A 19,419-nucleotide genomic window follows, 5' to 3' on the forward strand; every position below is an offset into this window, starting at 1 on the left:
TAAGGGGGGCGTATCCTTCACATAACAAGAGAGATCAGCCGGCGCGGCCCTCCCGGGCCCCGGCCCTGAACAGGAGTAGGATGATGGCCCTCGACGCCCCTCAGATCGGATCCCTGACCCGGACCGCGATGGCGGCCGAGCTTCTTGACGCCGACACCGAACTGGAGCTCGCCCGCCGCTGGCGCGACGAGGGCGATGAGCAGGCTCTGCATCGCCTCGTCACCGCCTACATGCGCCTCGCCGTGTCGATGGCGTCCAAATACCGCCGCTACGGCGCGCCGATGAACGACCTCATTCAGGAGGCCGGCGTCGGCCTCATGAAAGCGGCCGAGAAATTCGACCCCGACCGCGGCGTGCGCTTCTCGACCTACGCGGTGTGGTGGATCAAGGCCTCGATCCAGGACTATGTGATGCGCAACTGGTCGATGGTCCGCACCGGCTCGACCAGCTCCCAGAAATCGCTGTTCTTCAACATGCGCCGCATCCGCGCCCAGATCGAACGGGAGATGGAGCGCGACGGCGTCCAGCTCTCGGGCGAGGAGATCCGGGTCCGCATCGCCGCCGAGCTCGGCGCCCCCCTTCGCGACGTGGAGATGATGGAGGGCCGGCTGGCCGGCTCCGACTTCTCGCTCAACGCCCAGCAGTCGGGCGACGAGGGTCGCGAGTGGATCGAGACGCTGGAGGACGACAGCCCGAATTCCGAGGCCCGCGTCACCCGCAACCATGACCTCAAGGCCGCGCGCACCTGGATCGAGACCGCGATGGACGCCCTCTCGGACCGGGAGCGGATGATCATACGGGCCCGCAAGCTGGGCGACGATCCCGAGACGCTGGAGAGCCTCGGCTCCAAGCTGAAGCTGTCGAAGGAGCGGGTGCGCCAGCTGGAATCCCAGGCCCTGCGCAAGATGCGCCGCCGGCTCGAAGACAGCGCCGGGGCGGAGCCGGCGATGCTCGCCGCCGCCTTCTGATCCGGGCCTGAACCGACGAGACAAGAAAGGGCGCCCCCCGCGGGGCGCCCTTTTTCCGTCGGGCCTGCGGCCGGGCCGGGCGCTTCAGTCGCCGTCCTCCAGCTCGAACAGCGCCTCCACCGTGACCCCCAGCGCCCGGGCCAGCTTCAGCGCCAGCAGGGTGGAGGGGGTGAACACCCGGTTCTCCACCGTGTTGATGGTCTTGCGCGACACGCCGACCGTCTCGGCCAGCTGCGCCTGGGTGACGCCCGCGTCTTTGCGCAGGCGGGCGAGATGGGTGATCATCCCTCGCCCCGGCCGCGCAGCTCGAACCAGGTGAGCAGGGCCAGATAGGACGCTCCGGTCAGCAGGCCCATGACGGCCATCGCCAGATCCGGCCCGATCAGATCCGCGGCGCGCAGCGCGCCGAAGGCCGGATAGAGCGCCAGCGCGATCCAGAACGCCGCCGATCCCGCGCGCCGCGCATCCGCCCGGTAGCCCTCGTCCCAGGCCCGGCGCGCCGCGGCGCGGCCCGCGGCCCGGCTGGCCAGCGTCAGCAGCAGCGCCGACAGCAGCCCGCAGACGCCCGGGATCCAGACCGGCATCGGGTCCGGTCGGCCGGTGGCCAGCGCCAGCACGGCATAGAGAAGACAGATGCCGGCGGTCAGTCCGAAGACCCCGGCGCGAAGGTTGGCGATCGATTCAGAAGAGGGCATGGCGTGTTCCTATGTAACCTGTGCGTTACATATGCCCTGTGCCGAGGTAACGTCAAGGTTACATTTTCCGCTCGGCCCGAGGGGCGTTCCGAACGCGCCGGGCAAGGCGCGGACTCGAACCCGCTCGCCCCCGGTCACGGCGGGGGGGCGCGAGCTCGGGTGGTTGGGCCAGCCCCATCTCCGCCGCCTGCGCCGCCATGCCTCGCGCGCCCGGTTCCCGCCCCGCCCTCGGCGCGAAGGGGGGAAAGCCGCGTGTCCGGGCCCCTGCGACCCGCCCGCGGCGACCCGCCGCGGCAGGTTTCGCGCTGAAAACGCGTGAAATAAACGGAGCCCTCAAACGTGATGTGAAATCCTCTTTTCATTCTTGCTGCGATGCGCCATGTCGGAGGGGACCCGCCGCGTCCGCCCCTCCGACCCCGGGCGGCGACGGCCCATGCCATGCGCCCGCCCAAGCGACGGAGGTGTCCCCGATGCGCGATCTGGATGAAGCCGCGAAAACCTCGACCGCCATCGAGCCGCCGTCGAGCGCCTTCGCCGAGAAGGTGCTGTCGGTGCAGCATTACACCGACCGGCTGTTCAAGTTCCGCCTGTCGCGGCCGCCGAGCTTCCGCTTCCGTTCGGGCGAGTTCGTGATGATCGGCCTGCCGGGCGAAAAGCCGGTCTGGCGCGCCTATTCCATCGCCTCCCCGTCCTGGGACGAGGAGCTGGAGTTCTACTCGATCAAGGTGCCCGACGGCCCCCTGACCTCCGAGCTGCAGAAGATCCAGGTCGGCGACACGGTGTGGTTCCGCAAGAAGCCGACCGGCACGCTGGTGCTGGACGCGCTGATCCCGGGCAAGCGGCTGTGGATGTTCTCCACCGGCACCGGCATCGCGCCCTTCGCCTCGGTGATCCGCGATCCGGAAACCTACGAGAAGTTCGAGCAGGTCATCCTCTGCCACACCTGCCGCGACGCCGGCGAGCTGACCTATGGGCGCGAGCTGGTCGAGGCCACCCGCGCCGATGAGCTGGTGGGCGAGGAAGCGACGGCCAAGCTGGTGCATTTCGCCTCCACCACCCGCGAGCAGACCGAGGTGATGGGCCGCCAGACCGATCTCGGCCGCGACGGCCGGCTGTTCGAGATGCTGGGCGTGCCGAAGATCTCCCCCGAGACCGATCGCGGCATGATCTGCGGGTCGATGGACATGCTCAAGGACACCAAGGCGATGCTGGAGGAGTTCGGGCTGGTCGAAGGCTCCAACTCCCGCCCCGCCGAGTTCGTGGTGGAGCGCGCCTTCGTCGGCTGACGGGGCGCCTGAGGCCTGGCCCGGCCTTCGCGTTGATTCATGTCATGGGGCGCGCGGTCGGCGGGAGATATTCTGATTTTCGCATATAGCGAGGTCAGGAGGCTCATCATGTCCGCATCCGCGCGCCGTGACATCATCCGCAAACCCGTCGTCCGCAAACCGGTTTTCCGGGCCGCGCTGGCCTGCGCCATGGCCCTGGCCGCGGCGCCGGCCATCGCCGGAACCGTCTGGACCGGGACCTGGAGGCTGGTCAACGACTCCGGGTCCACCGCCAACGACCTGCATCTGACCATCGTCAATCAGCCCGGAAACGCCGCCTATCGCGGCGGGCGGGTGAACCAGGCGGATATCGACGGCGGGGGCCTCTTCGCAGAGCCCGCGGGCGATCGCTGGAGCGGCTTCACGCTAGACCTGAGCGACCCGATCGATGCGCTCGGAAGCATCCTGATCCCGCCGGGGGCCGGGGCGGACCTCTCGGTCAGCGTCTGGTCGGGCTCGTCCTCGGTTTCCCCGACGATCACGCAGGCTTGGTGGACCTTGGGCGGAACGCAGGTCGGGCCGGACATTCCGCTGACGGGCTTCACCTTCGTCGTCGCCGGGCTGGACGTCCCCCAACCCGACTGGGCGGAGTTCGTGGAGGGCGGCGGCGGTGAGACCGTCGTCCCGCTCCCCGCCGCCGGGGCGCTTCTGGTCGGCGCGCTGGCGGCGTTGGGGATCGGGGGGAGGGCGCGATGGGGAGCGGGACGGCGCCGGCTCTCCGCGTCGTGATCGCCCTCATGGCGGACGCGGCCCCGCCGCCCCCTTGAAAATCGGAACGAGCGGTTCAATATCGGGGGCATGAGCGACTTGTTCCCCATACGCGCGCCCCGTCCGGCCTTCGCCCCCGCCGCGCTTCGGCAGGGGCCCGGCCGGCCGCGGGAATACAATCTGGACAAGGTGCTTGGCGCGATCCTCTGCGTGTTCAGGGCGCAAGGCTACGAAGCCGCGTCGGTCGAGGATCTGACCGCCGCCGCCGGCCTTTCGCGCTCCTCCTTCTACGCGGCTTTCGGGTCCAAGCGCGGCGCGTTGATCGCGGCGCTGGACAGCTATCTCGAAGCCGGCGCGGCCTCGCTGGAGGCCGCCGCCGTCACCCAGCCGAGCGCGACGGAGGCCGTCCGCGCCGTGGTCCACGAGATGTTCGCCGCGGATGTCGCCCGCTCCGGCTGCTTCGTGGTGGACATGAGCGCGGAGCTCGGCGCCCGCGACGCCGAGGCCGCCGGCATGATCAACGATTCCATCGCCCGCAAGGCCCGCTTCCTCGCCGATCTCGCCACGCCGCTGGTCGGCGAGGCCGCGGCCGAGGGCCGGGCCCGCGCGGCGCTGGCGCTCTATCTGGGCGCCGGCGCCATGCGCAAGGCCGGCGCCCCCGTCACCGATGTCGACGCCCTGCGCAGCGAGGCCTGCCGTCTGCTCGGCGTTGACTGATCCCCGTTCTCTCCGCGACGCCGGCCTTTGCGCAGGTGCGGAGAGTTGTGGACTGAAAGGTCCAAAACAATCCCTCGATCCCTCCCAAGGAGACCCAGGCATGTCCGAACCCAAGCTCTTCACCGCCGGCGCGCTCGGCGACATCGAAATCGCCAACCGGGTGGTTATGGCCCCGCTGACCCGCAATCGCGCCCGCCCCGGCGTCGACGCGCCCTATGAGATCCATGCCGAATATTACGCCCAGCGCGCCTCCGCCGGCCTGCTGATCACCGAAGCCTCGCAGATCATGCCCGAGGGCAAGGGCTACGCCTGGACCCCCGGCATCCATTCGGAGGAGCAGATCGCCGGCTGGAAGAAGGTCACCGAGGCGGTCCACGCCAGGGGCGGCAAGATCGTCATCCAGCTCTGGCATGTCGGCCGGATCAGCCATGTGGACCTGCAGCCCGACGGCAAGGCCCCGGTGGCGCCTTCCGCGGTCACGGCCAAGGTGAAGACCTTCCTCGAGTCCGGCGGCTTCTCCGAGACCTCGGCCCCCCGCGCGCTGGAGGAAGCCGAGATCCCCGGCATCGTCGCCGCCTACGCCCAGGCCGCGAGGAACGCCATGGAGGCCGGCTTCGACGGCGTTGAGGTCCACGCCGCCAACGGCTACCTGATCGACCAGTTCCTCAAGGACGGCGTCAACCAGCGCACCGACGGCTATGGCGGCTCGATCGAGAACCGCACCCGCCTGCTGGCCGAGGTCATCGACGCCGTGACCGCAGCGATCCCCGCCGGCCGCGTCGGCGTGCGCCTGTCGCCGTTCTCGGGCGCCAACGACGCGCGCGACTCCACCCCGCAGGAGACGTTCTCCCGCGCCATCGAGCGGATCTCGGGCAAGGGCCTGGCCTATCTGCACGTGGTCGAGGGCCAGACCGGCGGCCCCCGCGAGCTTCCCGAGGGGGCGGACCTGGACGCCCTGCGCGCGAAGTTCGACGGGGCCTGGATGGTCAACAACGGCTACGACCGGGCCATGGCGATCGCCGCCGTGGACAAGGGTGAGGCGGATGCGGTGGCCTTCGGCAAGGCCTTCATCTCCAACCCCGACCTGGTGACCCGCCTGCACGAGGGCGCGCCGCTCAATGAGTGGGACCAGTCGACCTTCTATGGCGGGACCGAGAAGGGCTACACCGACTACCCGACGCTGGCCGACGACAAGGCGGCCTGAGCCACGCGAAGGGCCCCCGCGCAGACCGGCGCGGGGGCCTTTTCACGTCTCGATTTCACGTCCCGATTTCGCGTTCCGATTTCGCGTTCCGGGGGGGGGGGCGTTCAGACGTCGGGGTCGACCGCCGTGCACAGCACGCGGCTGCGGGTTCCGAACTGAAGCAGGCCGGGTCCGTAGGGCAGGATGGAGATGCGCGGCGGTCCCTCGGGCGGCCTCAGGCCGACGGCGTAGCTGACGCCCTGGATCAGGTCGCCCACGGTCATCCGGAAGCCCCAGGGCGCGAAGGTGACCGAGAACGGCGAAACCGGCGCGCCCTCGATGTCCATCCAGGCCTCGCCCCGGGGGCAGATGCCCGCGACGATGACGCCGCCGCTCCAGTCCCCGCGGATGGTTCGGGCGCCGCTCCGCCAGCCGCCGTCCCGGCGCTGGCGGAGCGGTTCCGAAACGACGAGACCGGGCGTCCTCCCCTGATTCCGCCCACCTTCGTCGTCGGTCACGGGTGATGGCGAAGACGGGGCCCCTCTCCGGCCCGCGGCGCCGTTTCCGGTCCGCTCGTCCATCGTCATCAGCGCGTCGCTCGCCCTCTGAAACGCACGCAGCATGTTCGGCCTCCGTCCATGCCCCCTGACAGACAGGGTGGGGCCGGACCGGGCCTCGCGCCTTGACGCGGATCAATCGTTTCGAGGTTCAACAATCCGCGGTCCGGGCCCCGACCGCACGGGTCGGGGCCCGGCACCGGATCACTCCATGGCGAGGATCATGTTCCGGACCACCGGGTAGATCTCGTGGTCCCAGCGCTTGCCGTTGAACACCCCGTAATGGCCGACATTGGCCTGCAGGTGGTGCCGCTTCAGGTGCGGACGCAGGGAGGAGCACAGGTCATGCGCCGCCGCGGTCTGGCCGACCGCGCAGATGTCGTCGCGCCCGCCCTCCACCGTCAGCAGGGCGGTGCGGGTGATTTTGGAGGGGTCGACCTTCTTGCCCTGATACTCGAAGTCGCCGGTGGCGAGCTCGCAGCGCTGGAAGATGCGGTCGATGGTCTCGATGTAGAATTCTTCGGTCAGGTCGAGCACGGCGAAGTATTCGTCGTAGAAGGTCTTGACCTTCTCGGCCTTCGCCGTGTTGCCCTCCGCGAGGTCCTCATACAGGCCCTTATGCGCCGCCTTGTGCCGGTCCATGTTCATGGCCATGAAGCTGATCAGCTGCACGAAGCCCGGATACACCCGCCGACCACCGCCCTTGTAGCGCAGGGGCACGGTCTGGATCATGCGCTGCTTGAACCAGCTCAGCGACTTCTCGTTGGCCAGGTCGTTGACCGAGGTCGGGCTTTCGCGCACGTCGATCGGGCCGGCCATGAGGGTCATGCTGCGCGGCGTGCAGGGGTGCTTGCGCTCCGACATCACCGAAACGGCGACGAGGGTCTGCACGCAGGGCTGGCAGACGGCGAGCATGTGCCCGCCCTCCCCGATCTCCTCCATGAAGCGGATCAGGTAGGAGACGTAGTCCTCCACCCCGAACTTGCCCGCCGCGATCGGCACGTCGCGGGCGTTGGTCCAGTCGGTGATATAGACGTCGTGGTCCTGCAGCATGGTCTGCACGGTGCCGGCGAGCAGGGTGGCGAAATGGCCCGACAGCGGCGCCACGATCAGCACCTTGGGCTGCGGCGTGTCCACGTCCTTGCGGAACCGCAGCAGGTCGCCGAAGGGCAGCCGCAGCGCCACCTCCTCGGTCACCGGAACCTCGCGGTTGCCTACCTGGACGGACTCGATGCCGAAGGAGGGGCGCGTATGGCTCAGCTCGAAGCGCGACACCATTTCCATCGTCGCCAGCGCCTTGCGCTTGACGTCATCAGCGAGACCGATCCCGAACGCGTCACCCAACGCCATTCCCCAACGCGCCGCAAAACGCATCGGGGCGATGAGGTCGTTCTGGAACTGGTAGGTCTGGTAGAGCATGGGGCGGGACTCCAAACCGCAGGGCAGGTCGCGAAAACGCTAGTGCAATTCGTGTTGCAGTGCGAGAGAGTTTAGCCGCGCAATCTGAACGCGCCGATAAAGAGCACAACTCAAGGGGGTCCCGGAATGGCCAATTCGACCCTGACCATATCGTCCAAGAACTATTCCTCGTGGTCTCTCCGGGGCTGGCTGCTGTGCCGGTTGGCCGGGCTCGAGTTCGACGAGGTCCCGGTTGATCTCGACGATCCGGACACCCGCCAGGAGCTGCTGCTGCTGTCGCCCTCGGTGCTGGTGCCGCGCCTGCAGCATGGCGACGTGGCGGTCTGGGACACGCTGGCCATCGCGAATTACCTCAACGAGGAATTCCCCGAGGCCAAGCTGCTGCCGACCGAGAAGGCCAAGCGCGCGCATTGCCGCGCGGTGTCCGGCGAGATTCATTCGGGCTTTTACAACCTGCGCTCGGCGCTGCCGATGAACCTCAAGGCCAAGCATCAGAAATTCAAGATCTTTTCGGGCGCTCGGCCGGATGTGGAGCGGGTGAAGGAACTGTGGGCCGAGTGTCTCGACGCCTATGGCGGGCCGTTCCTCTTCGGCCGTCCGACCATGGCGGACGCGATGTGGGCCCCGGTCTGCACGCGGTTCAACACCTATGCCGTGCCGCTGGAGCCGAAGCTTCAGGCCTATGTCGACGCCGTGCTGGACTGGGACCTGATGAAGGAATGGACCGCGGGCGCGGTGGCCGAGCCCGATGAGATCCTGGAGCTCGAAGTCGAGTTCTGAGCCCACCCGTCACGCCGCCCCGCCCTCTTCGCCATGACCGTTCGAGGGGGCGGCGGAGGCGGGGCGTCTACGCGTCATGAACGCCCGTCGGTTGAGTCCGGCGGGCGTTTGCTGTTGCAGGCCGTCCGCGCGCCTGCGGCGGAATGGCGCGCCTGGGGCCTTCATTGAACAGCTAATAAGTAAGTGACGCCAATAATATCATGAGGTTACTTCCCCGATCTCGGCGACGTGACAGGGGGAATCGGTCGTCCTGCGCAATGCTCACCCGCCCCTCGTCGCCGTCGCCGCCCCCGCGCGGGGATGTTGCGACGCACAAGCCTGTCGGCGATGTCCAGTCGGGGCGCTCGATTTAACTATGCGATTAACCTGTGGCCTTCTCCGCGGCGGGGCCTGAAGTTCGCGGCCGATCCCGCCGTCGCTCGGCCATGCTTCGCCGCCGGGCCAAACGACCGGGGCAAACGAAAAGGGCGCCCCCGCAGGGACGCCCTTTCGCCTGAGGGGTCGCGCCCCCCTGGAACTATGGTCGGAGTGAGAGGATTCGAACCTCCGGCCCCTGCCTCCCGAAGACAGTGCTCTACCAGGCTGAGCTACACTCCGGACCGTGCATCGCGAGGTCAGCCCCCGCTTGCGAAGCGCTCGTTAGCAGCCCCCCGGAGGCGGCGCAAGACCGATTGCGCGGCGCCGTAGGGGCGGGGGCTCCGTCGGGACCCTGCGCCGCGCCCCCTCGACGCGTCCGGACGCGCCCCGGCGCGCGCGGATCCCGCGCGGGGCTTCTTGCGCGCGGCGCATGACGAGGCTAGGTTCCGCCGCGCGTTGGGGCGTGGCCAAGTGGTAAGGCATCGGTTTTTGGTACCGTGTATCGTAGGTTCGAATCCTACCGCCCCAGCCAGCGCCCCTTTCCTCCCAGACCTGTCGCCGCCGCGTCGCTTCAGCCGCCCGGCAGCTCGATCTCCATGCCCAGCAGCAGGTAGGACAGCGCCTTGCCATGGGCGTCGAGGTTCAGCGAAGCGTTGACGCCGCCGTCCAGCGCCCGCTCCGCCACGAAGTTCAGCGCCAGCAGGGCCGGCAGCTCATAGCGCCGCACCGGGCCGCGGAAGCGGTCGGGGAACTCGGCGCGCAGGCGTTCGGGCGTGAGCTGCGCCTTGATCGCGGCATAGGCCTCGCGCGTGTCGGCGATCACCGCGATGGAGGCGGTGTCGCCCTTGTCCCCGGCGCGGGCCGAGGCGAGGTCATGCAGCTTCGCGGTGCGGGGGCTGTGCCGGGTCATGCCGTGATCACCTTCACCTGCGGGCGCACGCGCGCCCTGTCGATCAGGACCGAGCGCGTGACCACCGATTGCGTCACCCGTCCCCGCGCGCCGCCGCCGCCGGCGGGACCGGCGCACCACAGGGCCTCGACCTCGCGGGCCAGGGTCTCCGCCAGCTCGCGGGAGCGGGAGCGGACCGCCACGCGCAGGCGGACCTCCGGGGCCAGCGCCTCCCAGTCCGGGTCGGGGGCGGCGGCGCCCTCGGTGGGGGTCAGTAGGGCGCCGAGCCCCAGCAGGTCCACCCGGATCGGGTCCTGGCAGCCGTGAAGCTCCACCATGCGGGTGCGGATGACCTCTCCCGCCAGCCTGGCGCGGGCCGCGGCGCCGGGGCCGGCATAGGAGATCTCGCCCTCGCCCAGAAAGCCGCCCGCGAAGCCCACCGTCACCTTCAGCCCCTCGGGGCGCGCATGGCCGGAGGCCCCGTGGACCGAAACCCGGTCCGTCCCGGCCTGCGTGATCGCCACCCCGGAGAAATCGGCGGTGACGTCGGGGGTCAGGTAGGCGGCGGGGTCGTGAACCTCGTAGAGCATCTGTTCCAGCACCGTGCGCCGGTCGACCAGCCCGCCGGTATCGGGGAGTTTCGTGATCACGGCCGCGCCGTCCGCCCCGACCTCGGCCAGCGGATAGCCGAGCCAGGCCATGCCGGCCACGTCCTTGCGCCCCGGATCGGCGAAATAGCCGCCGGTGATCTGCGAGGCGCATTCCAGCAGGTGCCCGACCAGGGTTCCGGCGCCGAGCCGGGACCAGTCCGCGTCCCCCCAGCCGAATTCGTGGATCAACGGCGCCAGCGCCAGCGCCGGGTCCGCGATGCGCCCTGTGATCACAAGGTCCGCGCCCTCCGCCAGCCCGTCGACCAGCGGCGCGGCGCCCAGATAGGCGTTGGCCCCGATCATCGGCAGGCCGACCTCGCCCAGCGTGCCTTCGGCGTCCATCAGCTTCATGTCGGGGGTCAGAAGCGCGGCCACGTCGTCGCCGGTGACCACCGCGATCCGCAGCCCCTGCAGGCCCAGCCCGCGGGCGATCTCCGCCGCCGCCTCGCCCCCCGCCATCGGGTCGGCGGAGCCCATGTTGGTCAGGATGCGCGTCCCCGCCTCGCGGCAGGGCGCCAGCACCGGGGTCAGCCGGCGCGAAAGATGAGGGTCATGGCCCGGCCGCCCCTCGGCCATGCCGACATGGGCGGCCGCCAGCGTGCGTTCCGCGAGGCATTCGAAGAACAGGTAATCCAGCGCGCCGCGGCGGGCGAGGTCCTCGGCCGGGTCCACCCGGTCGCCGGAGAATCCCGCCCCGCAGCCGATGCGGATGGTGCGCGCGTGCGCGGTCGCGTCCTGCGCCATGGCCGGCCCTCCCCCTGGTCCCGGGTCTCGTCGCCCGGCGCAGCGACAGTGCCGCGGCGCCGGGCCCGGGTCAAATGGCGGGCGTCATGCCCGGCGACTCAGCCCGCGTGCAACGGCTTCAGCGCGCCGCCCAGCTTGGCGAGTTCGTCCAGCATCGCCCGGGCGGAGGTCTCATGGATCTCCTCGGCCTGGAAGACGCCGTCCTTCACCTTCTGGCCGACCAGGGGGACCATCACCTGTTCCAGCAGCGGGACCATGCGCAGGACGGTGAGCAGGCCCTTGGTGTTGTCCACGGAGCGCACCGCGCCGGAAGCCCCGCCATAGCTGACGAAACCGGCCGGTTTGTAGGCCCATTCCTGCGCCAGGTAGGTCAGCGCGTTCACCAGCGCCGGGGTCGGGTGGAAGTTGTACTCCGGCGCCACGAAGACGAAGGCGTCGGCGGCCGCCACGCTCTCGGACCAGGCTTTCGTGTGGTCGTGGACATACTTGCCCGACCGCGGATGGTTCGGTTCGTCGAACACCGGCAGCGCGAAATCCGCGAGGTCCACGAGCCGCGCGTCGAAGGCGGGATGCGCCTCCGCCACGCCCTGAAACCAGGCGCCGACGGCGGGGCCGACGCGGCCGGGGCGGGTGGAGGCGATGATGGTGTGCAGGCGCAGGGTCATGAGGCGCGCGTCTCCTGAAGATCGCGAAGGGGCTCGCAAGGGAGATGTGCGCCCGCCGCCGCCCGATGCAATGGGCGGCGGCGGCATTGGCGGGGCCGGACGGGCGAAGGATTGTCCGCGATGCGGGGACGGCGCCGCGTCCGGCCCCGATGCGCTCAGTCGCCCGGCGTCACGATATCGAACTGAAGGTCGAAATCGTCGAGCATGCCGAAGAGCCTGACCAGCGCCCCGGCATCCCCCTCCGCCGTCACGGCGCCGGAGGCCAGCGCGTCCTCCACGCTCATCCGGCCCACGATCAGCCCGACCAGCGTCGCGCGGTCCAGCGTCGCGGTCACGTCCGCGCCCCCCGGCGCCGCGCCGGGCAGCTGGGTCAGCGTCTCATGCGCCAGCGTCATGGCGAAGACCTCGTCCCGGTCGCTCAGCCGCCATTCGATGCGGAAGCCCAGCCCGGCCGCCTTGTCCGCATCCAGCCGCACCGCCACGAAGTCCAGCAGGGTCGAGGTCGCCACCGCCTCCAGCAGGTCGGGGCTCAGGATCGGGCGGGGCGGCAGCTTGATCACCCCGTGCCGCAGCTCCTGCGCCGCGTAGAGATAGGCGTTGCGCCAGGTGGCGTTCTCGGTCTGGTAGCCCAGCTGCTCGAACGCGTCGGCGCAGAGCGCGCGGGCGGGCGCGTTCTCCGGGTCCGCGAAGATGACGTGGTAGAGCACCTGCACCACCCAGCGGAACTCGCCCCGGTCGAAGTCCGCCTGCGCCTTGGCGATCACCGACGCGGCGCCGCCCATGTAGTCCACGTATTTGCGCCCCGCCTCGCGCGGGGGGAGCGGGTTGAGATTGGCGGGGTGGCCGTCATACCAGCTCAGATAGCGCTGGAAGACCGCCTTCACGTTGTGACTGACCGAGCCGTAGTAACCCCGCATCCGGAAATCGTCGCGCAGGGAGGGGGGCAGGTCCACCGCCTCGGCGATCTCGGCCGGGCGCCAGCCATGGTTCATCAGCCGCACGGTCTGGTCGTGGATGTGCTTGTAGAGATCCCGCTGGCGTTCGAGGAAGGCGATGATCTCGTCCCGCCCCCAGGTCGGCCAGTGATGCTGGCAGATCAGCGCCTCGGTCCGGCCGCCGAATTTCTGCGCGGCTTCGGCGAGGTAATGCGACCAGATCCGCGGGTCGCGCACCTCCGACCCGCGCAGGGGGCAGAAGTTGTGCAGCAGCGGCGTGGCGTTCTCCGCCATGTTCAGCACGCCGAGGCCGGGGAAGAACATGTGCATCTCCGCCGGCGCCTCGGTGCCCGGCGCGAGGTGGAACTGGATCTCCACCCCGTCGACCATGTGGGTCTCCAGCGGCTCCACGATCACCCGGTTGGGGGCGATCAGCGTCACCTGCCCGCGCGCCGTGACCTTGCCCAGCCCCGCGTCCACCTGCCCGCGGGGCCCCGGTTCCAGCAGCGAGCCGAACTGGAACTGCGCGCGCCGGCTCATGGCGTTGCCGGCGAGCACGTTCTCCCCGCCGATCGCCTCCAGGAACCCGTCGGGGGCGAAGACGTCGGCGCGTCCGGCCTCCACGTCCTCGGGGGACAGCACGCCGCGGGCGCCGCCGAAATGGTCCACATGGGAATGGGTGTAGATCAGCGCCTTCACCGGCACGCGGGGGCGGTGGGCGTAGTAAAGCTCCAGCGCCGCCTTCGCGGTCTGGGCGGTCAGCAGGCAGTCGATCAGGATCAGCCCGGTCTCGCCCTCGATGATGGTCATGTTGGCGAGGTCCATGCCCCGCACCTGCCAGACCCGGTCGACCACCTTGAACAGCCCGTTGGCCATGTTCAGCCGCGACAGGCGCAGGAGGCTGGGGTTGATCGTGTCGATCTCGTCCTCGCCCTGAAGGAAGTCGTAGGCGCCGAGATCCCAGACCGCCGGCCTGTCGGCCCGCCCGATGCGGCCGCCATCGGGGACCGGGGCGACATGGCCGCGGCGGGCGTTCTCGAAGTCGCGCCGGTCGGTGAAGTCGAGCTGGGCGCGCATCGCTTCATGCACGGCGCGGGTCAGCGGTTCGGCCGCCTTGCGGGCCTTCGGGTCGTGGCTCATGCGTTTCCTCCCGTGCCGCCGGATCTGCGCCGGCGGTTCGGGAAGGAGCCTAAGCGCTGACGGCGCGCCTGCGCCAGCGCCGATCATCGCGAGCGCGGCCGACGGCCCCTCCGCGGGATCGCCGACAGGCCCCCGCTGGGGTCACTCGAACAGGTAGCCGCCGTCCGCACCACGGGGCGGCGGCGGGGCGCCGTCGCGCTGGAACATGCCGGCGATGGCGTCCTCCACGGGGTCCTCCACGGGGTCGCCGCGATCCTCCCGGCCCGCATCGGCGCCGAGGCTGGCGGCCAGGCGCTCGGCGTCCTCCTTCGTATCGCCCATCGGCCATAGCGCGCTGCCCGCCAGGCGACGCTTGCGCTGCATCAGGCTGTGGAGCAGGCAGTCGAAGCTCTGGTCGCGGTAGTCGGGGTGGATCGCCATCGGCACATGGACATGGACCGGAGCGGTCTGGCCGATGCGATGCACACGGTCGTTGCACTGCTCCTCCACCGCGGGATTCCACCAGCGGGACAGGTGGATCACATGGGTGGCGGCGGTCAGGGTCAGGCCGGTTCCGGCGGCGCGGGGGCCCAGGACCAGCAGGTCGAAGCCGCCGTCGCTCTCCAAATGCTTCTGGAAGCGGTTCACGATCGCCTGGCGCTGGCGGATCGGGGTCTCCCCGTTGATCAGGTCCACGTTGCGCAGGCCGAAGGCGGCCTTCGCCAGTTCGATGAAACGATACTGCATCTGGCGATGCTCGATGAAGACCAGGGCGCGCTCGTCGCGGGCGCGGATCTCCTCGAGGATGCGGAAGGCGGCGCGCAGGCGGGCGGAGAGGGCGATGAACGCCCGGTCCTCGGCCTCCGAGGTCAGGTCGGGATGGACCGAAACGGTGCGGATATGGTGCAGCATCTTCAGGAAGGCGCCTTTCCTGCCGGTCTCCAGCTTTGCGCGCGCGTCGTCGTAGAAATCGGCCTGAAGCGGCGGCATCTCCAGCGGCAGCAGCGAACGGGTCTTGGGCGGCAGATCGCGGGCCACCTCCTTCTTCAGCCGCCGCAGCGCCAGCGGCGGAAGACCGTCCGAGCCGAAGACCCGCGCATGCAGCCGGCGCATGTTGTCCTCTTCCGGCGTGCCGAAGGCTTTCGCGAAGGCCTTCAGCGAGCCGAGGCTGCCCGGCGCCAACTGGTCCATGATCGCCCAAAGGTCCGCGGTGGCGTTCTCGATCGGGGTGCCGGTCAGACCGATTCGGAACTCGGCCTTCATGGCGCGGGCGGCGAAGGCGCGCAGCGAGCCGGGGGTCTTCAGGGCCTGGATCTCGTCGAACACCGCCGCCGCGAAGGGGATCTGCGCCAGCGAATGCTGGTAGTTGGTCAGCGTCGCATAGGTGGTCAGAACCCAGGTCCGGTGGCCGCGCCCCGCGTCGGCGGCGTCCACGAGATCGCCGAAGTCCAGCAGGGCGGCGCCCTCGGCCGTGTCCATGCCCTTCGCGCCCGCCTTGCGGCGCTGGGCGATGCCGCTGCCATAGAGGCGGATCAGCCGGCCCAGGCCGGGGGCGGCGACATGGCGGGCGACCTCCTGCTCCCAGTTCTCCAGCAACGAGGTGGGAGCGACGACCAGCACCGGGCCGCGGGTGGTCTCGCCCGCCTCCATCCGGGCGTTGAGCCAGACGAGAAAGGCGATGGTCTGGAGCGTCTTGCCCAGGCCCTGCTCGTCGGCGTTGAGGATGCCGGGAAGGCCCGCGCTCCAGGCCTCCGCCTGCCAGCGCAGGCTGTCGTGCTGGTGGGGCTTCAGGGGGGTGACGATCCCGGGCGGGACTTCCGCCGGGACGCCCTGCGCGCGGGCCTTCAACGCGGGCCGCCACTGGACGTCGTGGAAATTGTCCCGGGTCTGGAGGATGGCGGGACCGCCGGAGGTCGGCGCGTCAGGCGCCGGGGGCCCCGCGTCGGGCGCGGGCTCGGGCAGGGTTTCGGGGGCGGCGTCCCGCCGGGAGATCTCGGCCCGGACGACCTCCAGCACGTCCTTCCTGGCGGGCAGGCGCAGGCCGGATTCGTCCACGCTCTCGGCCCCGCTCCCGATCGCCTGCTCCAGCGAGGCGGCGAGATGGGCGAGGTCGTCGCCGGGCATCGCCTCCAGTTTCAGGCGCGCCTCGCGCGTGAAGATTTCGGGCAGCCAGGTGGTGGGGGAGACGCCCTCGATGGGCAGATCGGGCGCCTGGTAGAGCCCCACGCCGGTCACGCGGGCCGAGAAGCGGGCGAATTCCTCGGTTTCGACCAGCAGGGGGCCGGCGGCCCGTTCGATGGCCTCCTCGCGGCCGGCGTCGTCGAGATCGGCGAAGGCGCCGGCGCGGTCCATGGCGGCCTCGACGGCTTCGCTGATGCGGCGGCGGGGATTGCGGATGAAGGCCGCCCGTTCGTCCGGGGCGGCGCGCTGCATCTGCGCCATGACCTGCAACGCCGGGGCGGCGGAGCGGTCGACGACCATGAACCGCCCCGGCCCCAGCCGGAAGGCGTTCAACGCGCCGCGCTGGCGCAGCTTGCGCTGGAAGTCGACCAGCACGTCGTCCCTCAGCTCGCTGTCGGCCTCCAGCGGCGCGGCATCGCTTTCCAGCCGTTCGCGCGAAAAGGGCAGCACCTCGAAATCGTCGCCGCGCTCATTGGGAGAGATCGAGAACCCGTCGGCCAGGCTGACCTGAAGCCCGGACAGGAAGTCGGTCATCGAGATACGGGCCGAGGCGGCGTCCCGCCCCTCCGCCACGCCGGGATCGAGCGCGCGACGGAAGCGGGCCAGCGCCTCCCACTGGGCGGCGTCGTCGGCCTCATGCGGGGCCTCGGCGACCTCGAGCGCGTCGAACAGCCAGAGCGGCAGGCGCTGTTCGCCGCGGTCGGTGGCGAGGATCGCGCCGGTGCGACGCGGGGTCTTGCGCTGGCCCCCGCGCCACCATTCGGCGCGCAGGCGAAAGCCGGGATCGCCGATCAGCCCTTCGGCATCCGTGCGCAGGGTCAGGTCGGTCAGCGGCGGCAGGCCCAGCTGCGCCGCCGTGCGGGCGTCGAGCGCGGCGACCAGCCGATGCGACAGGCGGATGCGCTGGTCCGAGATCTCCAGCGCCTCCCCCATCTCCGCGGCGAGGGCGCGCAGGTCGGCGAGGGCGAAGGCCAGCCGCCGGTCCTGCGCCGACAGGCTGTCCAGATCCCGCCGGCCGGCGCCGATCAGCCGACGCAGCAGGCCCGTCTTCCCGCCGATCGCGAGGGTCACGCCATCCGGGTTCGGCGCGCGCTGGAATTCCATGGTCAGAGCTCCATCAGAACCTTCGCCTGCCAGTTCCCCAGATGGGGAATGGCGGTGGCGTTCCGCCGCCGGCGGATGTTGGAGACGTCGTAGTGCGGCCGGTAGAGGGGGGGCGCGTGCTTCGAGCCGGCTTCGAAGACATGCACCTTGAAGTTGAAGGTGCCCTCGACGACGATCTTGTCGCCGATGCGCATGAACAGCAGCGACTTGTCCTTCTCGCCCTTCTGGAGGGCGAAGCGCAGGTTCTCGGAGCCATGCCGCTGGTCCCGCGGAATTCGGGACATGGCCGCGCGGTGGCCTTCCCGGTTGAAGGCCACCCAGACCTCCGAAATCCGCCCCTGCTTGTAGAGGCCCCACCAGAAGTCCTCGCGGTCGGCCCACATGTGGCCCTTCTCGACTTCCTTGAGCACGGCGAACAGCATCCGGATGTCGGCGCCGGCCAGCCAGTGGAGGAACAGACCCTCCAATGCCTCCGGCACATCGTTCCAGATCGGGTTCCGGTTGACCTTGGGATGCCCGTAGAGATCTAGCAGACGCTGGGTCATCAGCTTCTTGAGGTCCTCGGGCACGCCGCTGTCCCGCCAGGGCCGAAGCAGAGCGGCGATCGCTTGTCCCGCCCCCGCGACGAGCGCGGGCTGGCCCGGCGGCTTCAGCCATTCGAACAGGCGCTCGACCTCTTCGCGGCGGGTCAGCCGCGGCCCGACGGCGCCGAGAAAGTCGAGATGCGCCTGCGCCATCAGCCCCGGCCCATGCGGTTGCCGCAGGCCCAGGGATTTCAGTCCGGTCCAGATGTCCGGCAGCGCCGCCATGCATTCGGCGATCTGCCGCGCGGCCTTGGCGGGATCGAGCAGGTCGGGGAAATTCTCCAGCAGCTTTCGCCACTGGGCGCCCAGGCGCCCGACCGCCAGGCGCAGGGCGCCGGCCAGCTGGCGCGTATGCTCGGCCAGCGCGTCGAAGCTCTCGACATAGATGCGGGCGAGCGCATCCAGAAGGGCCGGCCGGTCGGAGACCTTCGCCTCCTCCAGGAAGAAGCGGCGCACCGGCTCGATGTCGGCGCGCCCGCGGAAATCGAGGGAGAAGGCGGCTTCGGCCGCCTCCAGCGCGAAGCTGAGCGGCGTTTCGGCCCAGGACCATTCGCGGATCCGCCGCGCCATCTCCTTCAGCAGCCGCTCGGGGTCCGGGGCTCGCGGCGCAGGCCGGCCATACGCGTCCAGCACCCGGTCGATGGTCCGGCGGATCACCGTGGTGTTGGGCGCCGCCGCAGGCTCGGGAGGGGCGAGGCGGGCAAGACGCTGGGACAGGGGGAGCGTGCTCATTCCACGGCCGCCCTCCGGCGCAGCCGCTCGCCGACGCGGGCCAGGTCGTCGACCGTTTCGGGGATGAACTCCACCCCCGGCGGGACATACATGATGAACCGCAGGTCAATGCGCCGGTTGGCGGAGCGGTCGCCGGCGGCTTCGTCCACGATGGGGCGCATCTCGCCATAGCCGGCGAAGGCCAGCAGCGGCTGGCCGAGCAGGTTCTCGTAGCCCAGCATCCGCGAGCCTTCGCCGCTCCGGTCGGGCGCGATGGCGGTGAAGGCCGACAGCGCCCGGTCGGCGGAGAGGCCGAGATTGTAGGCGTTGGGCCCCTCGCTGTCGGTGTGGCCCTCGATCTGGATGGTTTCGAACAGCACAAGGTCGGGGTTGCAGGCCCTGGCGATGGTGCTGCGGGGACCGACGGAATAGCAGGGCAGCTCCCGGTCCAGATGCTCGCCCAGCAGGCGGACGATGCGCAGGCTTTCGCCGGTCAGGCTGCGGGCGTTGGAGGCGAACAGGCCCCGGCCCTGGAAACGCAGCGCGTCGCCCTGGGCGCTGACGGTCAGGCCCTCGATGCTCTGGCGGTCGATGTCGTCCCGCACGGCGGAGGCGAGACGCTCCAGCATCCGCCGGCGGACCTCGGTGGCCTCGGCTCCGTAGCGCTCCAGCGGGTTTTCCCGCGACAACAGGCGTTCCAGTTCGGCGATGCGCGCGCGGAGCGTCTCAAGGGTGGCCCGCAGCGCCGCCAGGCGGCTTTCGAGGACGAGAATGCGGCGGTCGCGGGTCTCGACCGTTTCCTCCAGCGTGACCACTTCGCGACGCAGGCGGGCGAGCTCGCGCAGGGCCTCGTCCCGCGCCTCGATCGCCTGCGCGAGGCGGGGGCGAAGCGCGTCCAGCTCGGCCTGCATCGCGTCGCGCGCCGCTTCGGCCTGATCGCGCTGGTCGCGGGTCTGCTGGTAGAGATCCCGCGAGACGACATCGTCGGGGCTGTACTGGCTGGCGAAGAAGGCCAGCAGCAGGATCACGATGAACAGGACGCTGACCGTCATGTCCGTCATGGACACGAAGGCGGATTCCTCCTCCTCCTCGTCCTCGCGGGCTCTGCGGCGCGCCAGCCCTCGCATG

At 70.2% G+C, this 19,419-nt stretch carries 17 protein-coding genes and 2 tRNA genes; 7 read left to right on the forward strand and 12 right to left on the reverse strand.

Translation table 11 applies throughout. The features are described from left to right. Positions 1–83 precede the first annotated feature (83 nt). Complete coding sequence (locus tag BLV24_RS12010) at positions 84–968, forward strand: RNA polymerase factor sigma-32 (RefSeq protein ID WP_092681967.1); 885 nt, start codon at positions 84–86, stop codon at positions 966–968. An 84-nt stretch (positions 969–1,052) separates the two neighbouring features. Here the strand turns inward: BLV24_RS12010 and BLV24_RS12015 are convergent, their stop codons facing one another. Together BLV24_RS12015 and BLV24_RS12020 are read right to left on the reverse strand one after the other, a co-directional pair. After that, the gene (locus BLV24_RS12015; protein WP_092681969.1) at positions 1,053–1,253 is read right to left on the reverse strand and encodes a type II toxin-antitoxin system RelB family anti-toxin; all 201 of its coding nucleotides are present in this window, start codon (positions 1,251–1,253) and stop codon (positions 1,053–1,055) included. Next, complete coding sequence (locus BLV24_RS12020; RefSeq protein WP_092681971.1) at positions 1,250–1,663, reverse strand: hypothetical protein; 414 nt, start codon at positions 1,661–1,663, stop codon at positions 1,250–1,252. The genes BLV24_RS12015 and BLV24_RS12020 overlap by 4 nt, the downstream gene beginning before the upstream one ends. Before the next feature lie 470 nt (positions 1,664–2,133). Between BLV24_RS12020 and BLV24_RS12025 the strand changes: the two genes are divergently transcribed. From BLV24_RS12025 to BLV24_RS12040, 4 genes are all read left to right on the forward strand, one after another. After that, positions 2,134–2,949 carry a ferredoxin--NADP reductase gene (locus BLV24_RS12025; protein ID WP_092681973.1) on the forward strand — a complete coding sequence of 272 codons (816 nt, stop codon included), beginning with the start codon at positions 2,134–2,136 and terminating at the stop codon, positions 2,947–2,949. 108 nt (positions 2,950–3,057) lie between these two features. Continuing rightward, positions 3,058–3,717 (forward strand): hypothetical protein, encoded by a 660-nt coding sequence (locus tag BLV24_RS12030; protein WP_092681975.1) that lies wholly within the window; start codon positions 3,058–3,060, stop codon positions 3,715–3,717. Between the two features lie 69 nt (positions 3,718–3,786). Continuing rightward, complete coding sequence (locus tag BLV24_RS12035) at positions 3,787–4,413, forward strand: TetR/AcrR family transcriptional regulator (RefSeq protein WP_092681977.1); 627 nt, start codon at positions 3,787–3,789, stop codon at positions 4,411–4,413. A gap of 100 nt (positions 4,414–4,513) precedes the next feature. After that, on the forward strand, positions 4,514–5,617 hold the full coding sequence (locus BLV24_RS12040; protein ID WP_092681979.1) for an alkene reductase: 1,104 nt from the start codon (positions 4,514–4,516) through the stop codon (positions 5,615–5,617). Between the two features lie 104 nt (positions 5,618–5,721). Here the strand turns inward: BLV24_RS12040 and BLV24_RS21580 are convergent, their stop codons facing one another. Both BLV24_RS21580 and BLV24_RS12050 read right to left on the reverse strand, forming a co-directional pair. Then, positions 5,722–5,943, reverse strand: coding sequence for a hypothetical protein (locus BLV24_RS21580; RefSeq protein ID WP_143040301.1), 222 nt, complete (start codon positions 5,941–5,943; stop codon positions 5,722–5,724). 414 nt (positions 5,944–6,357) lie between these two features. Next, on the reverse strand, positions 6,358–7,572 hold the full coding sequence (locus BLV24_RS12050) for a polyhydroxyalkanoate depolymerase (RefSeq protein ID WP_092681983.1): 1,215 nt from the start codon (positions 7,570–7,572) through the stop codon (positions 6,358–6,360). Between the two features lie 126 nt (positions 7,573–7,698). On the opposite strand from BLV24_RS12050, the gene BLV24_RS12055 reads away from it, so the two are divergent. After that, entirely contained in the window at positions 7,699–8,352 is a 654-nt protein-coding gene (locus BLV24_RS12055) for a glutathione S-transferase (protein WP_092681985.1), read from the forward strand. A 520-nt stretch (positions 8,353–8,872) separates the two neighbouring features. Here BLV24_RS12055 and BLV24_RS12060 read toward each other — a convergent pair. Beyond that, a tRNA-Pro gene (locus BLV24_RS12060) sits at positions 8,873–8,949 on the reverse strand. Between the two features lie 217 nt (positions 8,950–9,166). Between BLV24_RS12060 and BLV24_RS12065 the strand changes: the two genes are divergently transcribed. Further along, positions 9,167–9,241 (forward strand) — tRNA-Gln (locus BLV24_RS12065). 39 nt (positions 9,242–9,280) lie between these two features. Here BLV24_RS12065 and BLV24_RS12070 read toward each other — a convergent pair. The 7 genes from BLV24_RS12070 to BLV24_RS12100 all read right to left on the reverse strand — a co-directional run bounded on the left by BLV24_RS12070 (position 9,281) and on the right by BLV24_RS12100 (position 19,418). Then, positions 9,281–9,619 carry an AtuA-related protein gene (locus BLV24_RS12070; protein ID WP_092681987.1) on the reverse strand — a complete coding sequence of 113 codons (339 nt, stop codon included), beginning with the start codon at positions 9,617–9,619 and terminating at the stop codon, positions 9,281–9,283. After that, positions 9,616–10,992 (reverse strand): acyclic terpene utilization AtuA family protein, encoded by a 1,377-nt coding sequence (locus BLV24_RS12075; RefSeq protein ID WP_092681989.1) that lies wholly within the window; start codon positions 10,990–10,992, stop codon positions 9,616–9,618. Before BLV24_RS12075 ends, BLV24_RS12070 begins: the two co-directional genes overlap by 4 nt. A gap of 98 nt (positions 10,993–11,090) precedes the next feature. Next, positions 11,091–11,657 (reverse strand): NADPH-dependent FMN reductase, encoded by a 567-nt coding sequence (locus BLV24_RS12080; protein WP_092681991.1) that lies wholly within the window; start codon positions 11,655–11,657, stop codon positions 11,091–11,093. A gap of 155 nt (positions 11,658–11,812) precedes the next feature. Further along, on the reverse strand, positions 11,813–13,732 hold the full coding sequence (locus tag BLV24_RS12085; protein WP_092681993.1) for an alkyl/aryl-sulfatase: 1,920 nt from the start codon (positions 13,730–13,732) through the stop codon (positions 11,813–11,815). A 141-nt stretch (positions 13,733–13,873) separates the two neighbouring features. Then, a complete protein-coding gene (locus BLV24_RS12090; RefSeq protein ID WP_092681995.1) occupies positions 13,874–16,996 on the reverse strand; it encodes a DEAD/DEAH box helicase in 3,123 nt (1,040 codons plus the stop codon). Positions 16,997–16,998: 2 nt separating this feature from the next. After that, positions 16,999–18,312 carry an EH signature domain-containing protein gene (locus BLV24_RS12095; RefSeq protein WP_092681997.1) on the reverse strand — a complete coding sequence of 438 codons (1,314 nt, stop codon included), beginning with the start codon at positions 18,310–18,312 and terminating at the stop codon, positions 16,999–17,001. Further along, positions 18,309–19,418, reverse strand: a complete 1,110-nt coding sequence (locus tag BLV24_RS12100) for an OmpA family protein (RefSeq protein WP_092681999.1) — start codon at positions 19,416–19,418, stop codon at positions 18,309–18,311. Before BLV24_RS12100 ends, BLV24_RS12095 begins: the two co-directional genes overlap by 4 nt. Position 19,419: the final 1 nt, after the last annotated feature.

It is taken from the genome of Albimonas donghaensis (assembly GCF_900106695.1).
GTDB classification, from domain to species: Bacteria; Pseudomonadota; Alphaproteobacteria; order Rhodobacterales; family Rhodobacteraceae; genus Albimonas; species Albimonas donghaensis.